We start from the raw sequence: 10,683 nt of genomic DNA on the forward strand, positions 1-10,683 counted from the left end.
GGTGCCCGAGGGGGACACCGTCTTCCGGACCGCCGCGAAGCTGCGGGAGGCTCTGGTCGCCAAGACGCTGACCGGATGCGATATCCGGGTTCCCCGCTACGCGGAAGTCGATCTGACCGGACAGCCGGTCGACGAGGTGCTCTCCCGCGGCAAGCACCTGTTCATCCGGGTCGGCCCGGCCAGCATCCATTCGCATCTGAAGATGGACGGCAGTTGGCGGATCGCCCCGAAGAGGGTGCCGGCCCACAAGATCCGGATCCTGTTGCGGGCGGGCGACACCACCGCCGCCGGGATCGACCTGGGTGTGCTGGAAGTCCTGGACCGGCAACACGACATGGACAGCGTCGCCCACCTCGGCCCGGATCTACTGGGACCGGACTGGGATGCCGGCCGCGCCGCGGCCAACCTCGTCGCCGACCCCGACCGGCCCATCGCCGCCGCACTGCTCGACCAGCGGGTCATGGCGGGGGTCGGCAATGTCTACTGCAACGAGCTGTGTTTCCTGTTCGGCCGGCTTCCGACCAGTCCGGCCGGCACCTTGACCGACCCGCACCGCGTCGCGGTTCGCGCCCGGGAAATGTTGTGGGCCAACAGATTACGGTGGTCGCGCACCACCACTGGGAACACCCGGCCGGGGCATCAGCTGTGGGTGTACGGACGCGGCGGGCAGCCGTGCCGCCGATGCGGAACCGCGATCGACCGGGCTGGTCAGCGGGATGCCGAGCGGGTCAGCTACTGGTGTCCGTCGTGCCAGACCTGATCGTGGCCATCAACTCGGCGACGGTCCCCTCGATCTCGTTGACCGTGCTCCTGTCGAGCCGCAACTCGCGGAACCCGCCGGCGTTACCCAGCGTCAACTCCATGGGCTCGCGTCCGTGCGGGTAGACCACCGAGAGGACCACGGCGGTGCCGGTTTCCAGCGCCTCGCCGACCTCGTGCTGGAGGTGGGTGCGCAACTCGTGTTCGCCGAAGGCGGCCAGCAGGCCGCCGGCGGCCGCGCCGACGAGCAGCGACAGGCCCAGAGGCGGGGCGAACAGCCCGAAGATCGCCCCGAGGCCGGCGCCGACCCCGACCGCGGTCCGTCCGTGCCGGTTGGCCGCCTCGACGACCTCGGGGAGGCCCTCGGCGTTCTTCTTCACCAGGGCGGTGGCCCGCATCTCCAGTCCGTGTTTGAGCCTGCGCTCGACCTCGTTGAAGTCCGTCTCGGCGGCCTCCAGGTCGCGGTATCCCGCGATGAGAACCAGTTCGTGGTCGTCATCCCCGTTTGTGCCCGGCATGTCTCAACCCTAGCGCCGGTTGGCGCACGGGCAGCGGGCCCAGGGTGCGGATGCCGGTGAATTCCAACGACTCACCGGTGATGGGATCGGCGAATCCCAGGCGGTGCGCCACCAGTTGCAGCGGACGGGAGAAGTCGCGCGGGTCGACGTCGACGACATCCGGATAGAGCGGGTCGTTGTCGATCGGCAGGCCGAGGCCGGCCATGTGCACCCGCAACTGATGGGTCCGCCCGGTGCGCGGCGTCAACCGGTAGAGCCGGTCACCGAGGGGCTCGACCAGGGTCTCGGCGTTCGGCTCCCCGGGCTCGACGGCGGCCTGCAGCACACCGCGACGCTTGACGATCCGGTTCGAGATCACCTGGGGCGCAGCCAGACCCGGCTGTGAAGACGACCGCGCCAGATACGTCTTGGACACCTCCCCGCGGGCGAACAACGTCTGATACGCGCCCCGGACCTCCCGGCGGGTGGTGAACAGCAGCACCCCGGCGGTGAGCCGGTCCAGCCGATGCGCCGGACTCAGTTCGGGCAGGTCCAACTCGCGGCGCAGGCGCACCAGTGCGGTCTGGGCGACGTGACTCCCGCGCGGCGTGGTGGCCAGGAAGTGCGGCTTGTCCACCACCACGATGTTCTCCCCGCGGTGCAGAATCGGGATGCCGAAGGGCACCTCGACCTCGTCGGGAAGATCGCGGTACAGGTACACCACCGCTCCAGCCGGCAGAACGGTCGAGGCGTCGGTGGCGTTGCCGCGGGCGTCCACCACCTCACCGGCGAGCACCTTGGCCCGCGCGTCGGGACCGAACCGCCGGCCGAACTCGTCGGCCACATTCCCGCCCTGCAAGCGCAACCGGGCCGGCCCCAGCCCGTCGCGCACCGGAAGCATCAGGGGGCCGTCAGGTCAGCGGAACCGGTTCGAGGATCTCCGCCCGCGCCTCGGGCGCCGTCGCCCGCAGCGCGTCGGCGGCGGCGTCGTCGGGCTGGGTCTGTGATCGGACCTCGGCCTCCACCCGGGCGACGTAGGTGTCCACCTCCCGGTCGATGTCGTCCTGGGTCCAGCCCAGCACGGGAGCGACGATCTCGGCGACCTCGTAGGCGCAGTCCACACCCCGGTGCGGGTACTCGATGGAGATCCGCATCCGGCGGGTGAGGATGTCCTCCAGGTGCAGCGCGCCCTCGGCGGCCGCGCCGTAGAGCGCCTCCAGCCGGAGGTAGTTCGGCGCGGCCCTGATGGGCTCCAGCAGGTCCGGGCGACCCTCGGCCATGCCGAGCACCTCCCCGATCAGGGAGCCGTAGCGGTCCAGCAGGTGACGGACCCGGTAGGGGTGCAGACCGTACTGCGCGCCCACGCTGTCGGTCTGGTTGATCAGCGCGAAATAGCCGTCCGCGCCGAGCAGTGGCACCTTCTCGGTGACCGACGGGGCCACCCGGCAGGGAACGAATCCCGCCGCGGCGTCGACGGCGTCGGCGCCCATCACCCGGTAGGTGGTGTACTTGCCGCCCGCGATCGCGACCAGACCCGGGGTCGGCGAGGCCACCGCATGCTCCCGGGAGAGTTTGGAGGTCTCCTCGCTCTCCCCCGCCAGCAGTGGCCGCAACCCGGCGTAGACACCGTCGATGTCGTTGTGGGTCAACGGGGTCACCAGCACCTTGTTGACGTGGTCGAGGATGTAGTCGATGTCGACCTTGGTGGCCGCCGGGTGGGCCAGATCCAGGTTCCAGTCGGTGTCGGTGGTGCCGATGATCCAGTGCGTGCCCCACGGGATGACGAACAGCACCGACTTCTCGGTGCGCAGGATGATCGCCACCTCGCTGACGATCCGGTCCCGCGGGACGACGATGTGCACGCCCTTGGACGCCCGCACCCGGAACCGGCCGCGCTGGCGGGACAGTGCCTGGATCTCGTCGGTCCACACCCCGGTGGCGTTGATGACGACATGCCCACGCACATCGGCGAGTCGGCCGTTCTCCGAGTCGCGGACCGTGACCCCGGTCACCCGGTCGCCCTCGGTGAGCAACGCCACCACCTGGGTCGAGTTGCGCACGACCGCTCCGTAGTGCGCGGCCGTGCGGGCCACCGTCATGGTGTGCCGGGCGTCGTCGACGACGGTGTCGTAGTAGCGGATCCCGCCGATGAGCGAGTTGCGCTTGAGACCCGGCGCCAGGCGCAGCGCCATGGATTTGGTCAGATGCTGTTGGGCCGGAACGGATTTGGAGCCGCCGAGCTGATCGTAGAGGAAGATCCCGGCTGCGACGTAGGGCCGCTCCCACACCCGGCGGGTCAACGGGAACAGGAAGGGCAGCGGCTTGACCAGGTGCGGCGCCAGATTGGTCAGCGACAACTCCCGCTCGTGCAGCGCCTCCCGGACCAGTCCGAACTCCAACTGCTCCAGGTAGCGCAGACCCCCGTGGAACATCTTGGAGCTGCGGCTCGAGGTTCCCGAGGCGAAGTCGCGGGCCTCGACGAGCGCGACGCTCAGGCCGCGGGTGGCGGCGTCGAGCGCCGCGCCGGCCCCGACCACCCCGCCGCCGATCACCACCACGTCGAACTGCTCGCTGCCCAGCCGTTGCCAGGCTTCGGCGCGCTGCTCGGGTCCGAGAAACGACTGACCGCTGCCCGGTCGGAGGATCGGGTCGTTCAATGCCCCTCCTGGGGGTTGCTGACGGGTACCGGACAGGCTAGTCGAGATCGTCGTGGGCCATCAGCCTTCGCGCCGCCTCCACCACCGAACCGGACAGCGACGGGTAGACCGACAGGGTCTGAGCCAGATCGGTGACCGAGATGCGGTTCTGCACGGCCAGGGCGATCGGGAGGATCAGCTCCGAGGCGATCGGGGCCACCACGACGCCCCCGATCACCACGCCGGTGGCGGGCCGGCAGAAGATCTTGACGAATCCCCGGCGCAGCAGCGACATCTTGGCCCTGGCGTTGCCGGTCAGCGGGTGCATCAGGGTGCGGGCCGGGACCGCGCCGCTGTCGATGGCGGTCTGCGGCACCCCGACGGCGGCGATCTCGGGCCGGGTGAAAGTGGCCGAGGCGACGGTGCGCAACCGGATCGGCGCCACACCCTCGCCCAGCGCGTGGTACATCGCGATCCGGCCCTGCATGGCCGCCACCGAGGCCAGCGGCATCAGGCCGGTGCAGTCGCCGGCGGCGTAGATGCCGGCGGCCGTCGTCCGCGACACCCGGTCCACCTGGATGTAACCGCCGGGAACGAGCTCGATGCCGACCCGGTCCAGACCCAGATCGGAGGTGTTGGGAACCGAGCCCACGGTCATCAGCGCGTGGCTGCCCTCCACGATGCGGCCGTCGGCCATGGTGACCCGCACCCCCGGACCCGCCCCGGGGGCGGTGCACACCACCGACTCCGCACGGGCGTTCTTCACCAGCGTCACACCGCGTTCGGCGAACACCTCCTCGAGCACCGCCGCCGCGTCGCTGTCCTCGTGCGGCAGGATCTGGTCGCGGCTCGCCACCACGGTGACTGCGACGCCGAGTTCGGTGTAGGCGTTGCAGAACTCCGCTCCCGTCACGCCGGAGCCGACGATCACCAGATGCTCGGGCAGTTCGGTGAGGTCGTACAGCTGCCGCCAGTCCAGGATCCGCTCGCCGTCGGGCACCGCGCCGGGCAGCACCCGGGGGGTGGCGCCGGTGGCGATGAGCACCACGTCGGCGTCCAAGACCTGTTGCCGCCCGTCGGGGCAGCTGACCTGGACCCGGTGGCGGGCCATGCCGGGCAGGTCGTCGGTCAGTCTCGCGCGGCCGACGACCACGGCGACGTTCTGGTCGAGCAACTGGGCGCCGATGTCGGCGGACTGGGAGCGGGCCAGGGTCTTGACCCGGTTGTTGATCTGCGGCAGCGAGATCTTGGCGTCGTCGATGCCGATGTCGAAGCCCAGTCCGGAGGCTCGCCGCAGTTCGGTGCGCACGCCGCTGGAGGCGATCAGGGTCTTGGACGGCACACAGTCGTAGAGCACGCATGCCCCGCCGATCCCGTCGGAGTCCACCACGGTGACCTCGCTGCCGCGGGCTGAGGCCACCAGGGCGGCCTCGTATCCGGCCGGGCCCCCGCCGATGATGACGATCCGCGTGGTCACCAGGCAAAGGTAGCTTCTAAGCTTCAATCGTGCCGATCTACGCCGCCTACGGGTCCAACATGGATCCCGAGCAGATGCTGCAGCGGGCGCCGCACTCCCCGATGGCGGGAACCGGGTGGCTGCACGGCTGGCGGCTGACCTTCGCCGGGGAGGACATCGGCTGGGAGGGGGCGCTGGCCACCCTGGTCGAGGACGTCGCCTCCAGCGTCTTCGTCGTCCTCTACGACGTCACCCCCGCCGACGAGGCGATCATGGACCGGTGGGAGGGCTCTGAACTGGGCCTGCACAAGAAGATCCGATGCCGGATAGCACGCGAATCCTCCGACACCACAACCGATCCGGTGCTGGCATGGCTCTACGTGGTGGACGCCTGGGAGGGCGGGCTGCCGTCGGCACGCTACCTCGGGGTGATGGCCGACGCCGCGGAGGTCGCCGGCGCGCCGCCGGAATATGTGCAGCACATACGCACCCGTCCGGCCCGCAACATCGGTCCCGGCCCCGGCTAGCGGGTCTGACTCGTTGCGGCAGCTAGCGAACGCTGCGGGCGAAATCCCAAGCGTCTGAGACGATCTGGTCGATCCCGGCGTACCGCGGACGCCAGTCCAGCTCCCTCATCGCCTTCTCGCTGGAGGCGATCAGCACGGCCGGATCCCCGGCCCGCCGTTCGGCATCCCGGGAGCGGATGTCCCGTCCGGTCACCCGCCGGCAGCTGTCGATCACCTCGCGCACGCTGAATCCGGTCCCGTTGCCCAGGTTGTAGATCCGGTGCTCGGCGGGCTGAGCCTGCCGCAGGGCCAGGAGGTGGGCGTCGGCGAGGTCCCGGATGTGGATGTAATCGCGGATCGCGGTGCCGTCCGGGGTCGGCCAGTCGGTCCCGAACACCAGGATCTCCTCGCGCCGGCCCGCCGCCACCTGCAACACCAGCGGGATCAGGTGCGTCTCGACGGCATGCCGCTCGCCCAGTCCCCCGTAGGCGCCGGCCACGTTGAAGTAACGCAGGCTGGTCGCGGCAAGCCCGTGCGCGCTCGCGTAGGAGGTGATGGCATGGTCGATGGCCAGTTTGGTGGCGCCGTAGGTGTTGGTCGGGCGGGTGGGCGCCTCCTCGGTGATGGGCACCGACTCCGGCTCGCCGTAGGTGGCCGCGGTGGAGGAGAACACCAGTCGCGGCGTGCCGGCGTCGCGCATCGCCTCGAGCAGGTCCAGGGTCGCCACCACGTTGCCGTACCAGTACTTCTCCGGGACCTCCACCGACTCCCCGACCAGCGACTTGGCCGCGAAGTGCAGCACGCCGTCGAAGGATCCGCCGGGCAGCACGCAACGGGCGACGGCGACCATGTCGCCGTCGAGGAACTCCGCCCCCGCCGGCACCGCGTCGGCGTTGCCGGTCGACAGGTCGTCCACGACGACCACCTGATGGCCCTGCTCCACGAGCACCTTCGCGCATACGCTGCCGACGTAACCGGCCCCGCCGGTCAGCAGCAGCTTCACTCGAAGTCCGCTGACTGCTCGACGATGTTGACCAGCACCCGGACCCCGACGGCCAGGGCACGCTCATCGAGGTCGAAGTTGGGCTGGTGCAGATCCAGTTCCGGCCCCGCACCGCTCCAGACGCCGAGACGCGCCATCGCGCCCGGAACGTCCTCGAGGTACCAGGAGAAGTCCTCGCCGCCGCCGGACTGCCGGGTGTCGGCGAGCGCCTCCGGACCCAACGCCTCGATCGCGTGGGTCATGATCTGGGTGCTCCGCTCCTCGTTGACCACCGGCGGGACACCTCGGCGGTATTGCAGCGAGTGCTCGATGCCCAGCGGGGCGAGCAGGCCCGAAACCGTCTCGTGGACAAGTGCTTCCATGTCGAGCCAGGTCTCGCGGCTGGCGGTGCGCACGGTGCCGGCCAGGGTGCCGATCTGCGGGATCGCGTTGGCCGCCACCCCGGCGTTGGCCGCACCCCACACCATCACGGTGCCGTGCCGGGGGTCGATCCGCCGGGACAGCACTCCGGGCAGCCCGGTGATCAGGGTTCCCATGCCGTACACCAGGTCGGAGGTCAGGTGCGGCCGGGAGGTGTGCCCGCCCGGAGAGTGCAGGGTGATCTCGATGGAGTCGGCGGCAGAGGTGATGGGTCCGGCGGTGATGGCCACCCGGCCGACCGCCAGCCGGGGGTCGCAGTGCAGCGCGAAGATCCGCGACACCCCGGACAGGGCGCCGGCGGCGATGGCGTCGAGTGCGCCGCCGGGCATCAATTCCTCAGCGGGCTGGAAGATCAGCCGGACGCCCAGCGGCAATTCCGCAGCCCCGGCCAGGGCGGTGGCCGCGCCCAGCAGCATCGCGGTGTGCGCGTCGTGCCCGCAGGAGTGGGCCACCCCGGACACCGTCGACGCGTAGGGCGCCCCGGTGCGCTCCGCCATGGGCAGCGCGTCCATGTCGGCGCGCAGGGCGATCCGGGGCGCATGCTCGGGCCCGAAGTCACAGGTCAGACCCGTCCCCCCGGGCAGGGTCTTCGGATTCAGGCCGGCTTCGACGAGTCGGTCGGCGACGAACTGCGTGGTGGCGAACTCCTGGCGACCCAACTCGGGGTGGCGATGGATATGGCGGCGCCAGGAGACCAGATCGTCGTAGTGGGCGGCGAGCCACGACTCAGCGGTGTCGGCCAGTGGCATCCTGGCAGTATCGCACCCCTGGTCTAGCGCGGCCCGAACTGCCGGTCCCCCGCGTCACCCAGACCAGGCACGATGTACGCGTCCTCGTTGAGGCCGTCGTCGATCGCGGCGGTGAAGAGCCGGATCCGCGGTGCCGCCTTCTCCAGTGCCGCGATGCCTTCGGGGGCGCACACCACGCAGATCACGGTGATGTCCACCGCACCGCGGTTCTGCAGCAGTTCGAGGGTGTGGACCATCGACCCGCCGGTGGCCAGCATCGGATCGAGCACGATGACGGGTTGGGTTCGCAGATCGGCGGGCAGCGACTCCAGATACGGCACCGGATGGTGACTGGACTCGTTTCGGGCCATCCCGACGAAGCCCACCCTGGCCTCCGGGATCAGGGCGTGGGCCTGGTCCACCATGCCCAACCCGGCTCGCAGCACCGGCACCAGCAGCGGCGGATCGGCCAGCCGGGTCCCGACGGTGTCTGACAGCGGGGTGCGCACGCTGACGGCCTCGCGCGGTGCGTCGCGGGTGGCCTCGTAGACCAGCATGTGGGTCAGGTCGCGCAGGGCCGTGCGGAAACCCGCGTTGCCGGTGCGTTCGTCACGCATCGTGGTCAGACGGGCGGCGGCCAGTGGGTGGTCGACGACACGCACATCCATGGGGACAAACTGTAGGTCGTTAGGCTGTCCGGCATGGCGGCAGAGCTAGTACCGATCCGACTCGGCGTCACCGCGGGTGACCTCTACACCTTGTGGGCACCTCGCTGGCGCGACTCCGGCGACGAGTGGGAGGGCTTCCTGGGCAAGGACGAGGACATCTACGCCTTCGAGTCGGTCGCCGACCTGGCAGCCTTCGTCCGGACCAACCCCGACAACGATCTGGCCGACCATCCGGCCTGGGAGCGGCTGACCAAGGCCAACGCCCACAAGCTGCAGCCGGCCGAGGATCGCCACATCGACCTCATCGGCGCCCAGGAACTGCTCGCCGGGAAGCCGACCGAGGACTCGGTCGGCTCGCTGGCCGGCACGCTGGCCGTGGTGTCCTCCATCGGCTCGGTGTGCGAGCTGCCGAAGGTGTCGCGGTTCTTCAACGGCAACCCGAACCTGGGCTGGGTGGCCGGCGGCGTCGAGCAGTTCGCCGGCCGGGCCGGGCGCAAACGCTGGAGCGCCGTCGGCGAGATCTTCGCCCGCAGCTGGGACGACGTGGTCGGGGCGGTCGACGACATCCTCCGGACCCCCGAGGTCGACCAGCGGGCCGCCGCCGAGGCGGCCGCCGAACTGGAGGCGCCGTACGAGGACCTCGACGACGACCTCGGCGGTGACGCCGCTGCTCTCGGCGAGTTCGACGAAGCCGACGACGCCGACGGCGAGGCGTTCGTTGAGCGCGCCGCCCGGCCGCTGGTGCTGGGCGGGGACGCCAGGTTCTGGGAGCAGGTGGGCATCGACCCGGTGCGGGTGATGACCAGCGCCGGCACGCTTTACACGTTGCGCTGCTACTTCGACGACAGGCCGATCTTCCTGGGGCGCAACGGCCGCATCAGCGTGTTCGGATCCGAGCGGGCCCTGGCCCGCTACCTCGCCGACGAGCACGACCACGACCTGTCGGACCTGAGCACCTACGACGACATCCGCACCGCGGCGACCGACGGCTCGCTGCACGTGGATGTCACCGACGAGAACGTTTACGTGCTCAATGGCCTGGTCGACGACATCGCCGACGGGCCCGATGCCCTCGACCGGGATCAGCTGGCGTTGGCCGTGGAGTTCGTCCGCGACGTCGGCGACTACTCCGAGGACGAGACCGTGGACCGCCTGCTGGCCGAGGACACCGCGCTGGGCCGCCTGGTCGACTATGCGCTCCATCCCGAGACCGCCCCCCGGCCGGCCGGGTCCTCCGCCGAGGCCGTCACCGAGTGGGAGGAACTCGAGGCGTTCGTGGAGTCGCGTCTGCGGCGCGAATGACGCTGCGGCTCAGAATTTTTCGATGATGTCGGCGAAAGCCGCGTCCGCACCGACGAACTCCGGCAACCCCCCCTTGCCGACGATTGCACCGACTTCGGGAGAGCCGTCGGCATCGCTGCTGTGCCGGTATCCGAAGTTGTACTTGTCGACGACCGCCCCCAGGAAGCTGAACCGGTCATCGCCCAGCGGGATGGGGCCGTGCATCGACCGGGTGTGGTCCACCCGGGCGTCGTAGTAGATGCCTTCCGGGCTTCGCCGGGTGTGGTAGGTCCAAAGCCGGCCGTCCGGCAGCAACAGTTGAGGTGCGGTCGGATTGAGCACGAAGCCCTTCGGCGACCGGCGCTTGACCGGCCCCATCCGACCGTAGGGCACCCGCTGTGGCCACAGGCCCGTGGCCGCGAGCCTGTCGGCAGCACCCTTGAAAAGCTCGGCGAGTTGGTCGGCAGCAGCTTGGCGCGTCAGCGCCCGAGCGTCGTCCTGCAGGGCGTAATCAGCCACAACCATCCCTTGGTATATCTGAGAAATCACTAGGAACTTAGGCACAACAGTCGACATCTGGCAAATTTCCGTCGGAGATGTCGGTGCTTCGTGACACTGTCGAACACATGTTCGATAGTGTCGATGATTCGCTGCTGCTGGGTGCGATGGCGGCCGCTCAGCGTGATGAGCGGGTGGCCTGCGCGCGGCGGCTGCTGCTGGCCGGGCGGC

Annotated in this window: 11 protein-coding genes; 3 read left to right on the forward strand and 8 right to left on the reverse strand. The window is 70.0% G+C overall.

Annotated elements, in window-relative coordinates:
- Position 1: 1 nt before the first annotated feature.
- Positions 2-760: an endonuclease VIII Nei2 gene (gene nei2 / locus ADBZ5U_RS00470; protein WP_526261225.1), complete on the forward strand. Its 759-nt coding sequence runs from the start codon at positions 2-4 to the stop codon at positions 758-760.
- Here nei2 and ADBZ5U_RS00475 read toward each other — a convergent pair.
- The 4 genes from ADBZ5U_RS00475 to ADBZ5U_RS00490 are packed head-to-tail and all read right to left on the reverse strand — an operon-like array spanning position 729 to position 5,369.
- Positions 729-1,277: a DUF1269 domain-containing protein gene (locus tag ADBZ5U_RS00475; RefSeq protein WP_526261227.1), complete on the reverse strand. Its 549-nt coding sequence runs from the start codon at positions 1,275-1,277 to the stop codon at positions 729-731. The two genes, nei2 and ADBZ5U_RS00475, sit on opposite strands and share 32 nt — an antisense overlap.
- Entirely contained in the window at positions 1,255-2,157 is a 903-nt protein-coding gene (locus ADBZ5U_RS00480; protein WP_526261229.1) for a pseudouridine synthase, read from the reverse strand. Before ADBZ5U_RS00480 ends, ADBZ5U_RS00475 begins: the two co-directional genes overlap by 23 nt.
- A gap of 10 nt (positions 2,158-2,167) precedes the next feature.
- Positions 2,168-3,913, reverse strand: a complete 1,746-nt coding sequence (locus ADBZ5U_RS00485) for a glycerol-3-phosphate dehydrogenase/oxidase (RefSeq protein ID WP_526261231.1) — start codon at positions 3,911-3,913, stop codon at positions 2,168-2,170.
- 37 nt (positions 3,914-3,950) lie between these two features.
- Positions 3,951-5,369, reverse strand: coding sequence for an NAD(P)H-quinone dehydrogenase (locus ADBZ5U_RS00490; protein ID WP_526261233.1), 1,419 nt, complete (start codon positions 5,367-5,369; stop codon positions 3,951-3,953).
- 29 nt (positions 5,370-5,398) lie between these two features.
- On the opposite strand from ADBZ5U_RS00490, the gene ADBZ5U_RS00495 reads away from it, so the two are divergent.
- Positions 5,399-5,875: a gamma-glutamylcyclotransferase family protein gene (locus ADBZ5U_RS00495; RefSeq protein ID WP_526261235.1), complete on the forward strand. Its 477-nt coding sequence runs from the start codon at positions 5,399-5,401 to the stop codon at positions 5,873-5,875.
- 22 nt (positions 5,876-5,897) lie between these two features.
- Here ADBZ5U_RS00495 and galE read toward each other — a convergent pair whose 3' ends face one another.
- The 3 genes from galE to upp are packed head-to-tail and all read right to left on the reverse strand — an operon-like array spanning position 5,898 to position 8,673.
- The gene (gene galE, locus ADBZ5U_RS00500; RefSeq protein WP_526261237.1) at positions 5,898-6,857 is read right to left on the reverse strand and encodes a UDP-glucose 4-epimerase GalE; all 960 of its coding nucleotides are present in this window, start codon (positions 6,855-6,857) and stop codon (positions 5,898-5,900) included.
- Positions 6,854-8,026 (reverse strand): amidohydrolase, encoded by a 1,173-nt coding sequence (locus ADBZ5U_RS00505; RefSeq protein ID WP_526261239.1) that lies wholly within the window; start codon positions 8,024-8,026, stop codon positions 6,854-6,856. The genes galE and ADBZ5U_RS00505 overlap by 4 nt, the downstream gene beginning before the upstream one ends.
- Before the next feature lie 23 nt (positions 8,027-8,049).
- Positions 8,050-8,673 carry a uracil phosphoribosyltransferase gene (gene upp, locus ADBZ5U_RS00510; RefSeq protein WP_526261241.1) on the reverse strand — a complete coding sequence of 208 codons (624 nt, stop codon included), beginning with the start codon at positions 8,671-8,673 and terminating at the stop codon, positions 8,050-8,052.
- 33 nt (positions 8,674-8,706) lie between these two features.
- Here upp and ADBZ5U_RS00515 point away from each other — a divergent pair, with 33 nt between their 5' ends.
- Positions 8,707-9,975, forward strand: a complete 1,269-nt coding sequence (locus tag ADBZ5U_RS00515) for a SatS C-terminal domain-containing protein (RefSeq protein WP_526261243.1) — start codon at positions 8,707-8,709, stop codon at positions 9,973-9,975.
- A 9-nt stretch (positions 9,976-9,984) separates the two neighbouring features.
- Here the strand turns inward: ADBZ5U_RS00515 and ADBZ5U_RS00520 are convergent, their stop codons facing one another.
- Positions 9,985-10,530, reverse strand: coding sequence for a hypothetical protein (locus ADBZ5U_RS00520; RefSeq protein ID WP_526261245.1), 546 nt, complete (start codon positions 10,528-10,530; stop codon positions 9,985-9,987).
- Positions 10,531-10,683: the final 153 nt, after the last annotated feature.

The sequence above is a fragment of the Mycobacterium sp. genome, assembly GCF_040398885.1.
Taxonomy (GTDB): domain Bacteria; phylum Actinomycetota; class Actinomycetes; order Mycobacteriales; family Mycobacteriaceae; genus Mycobacterium.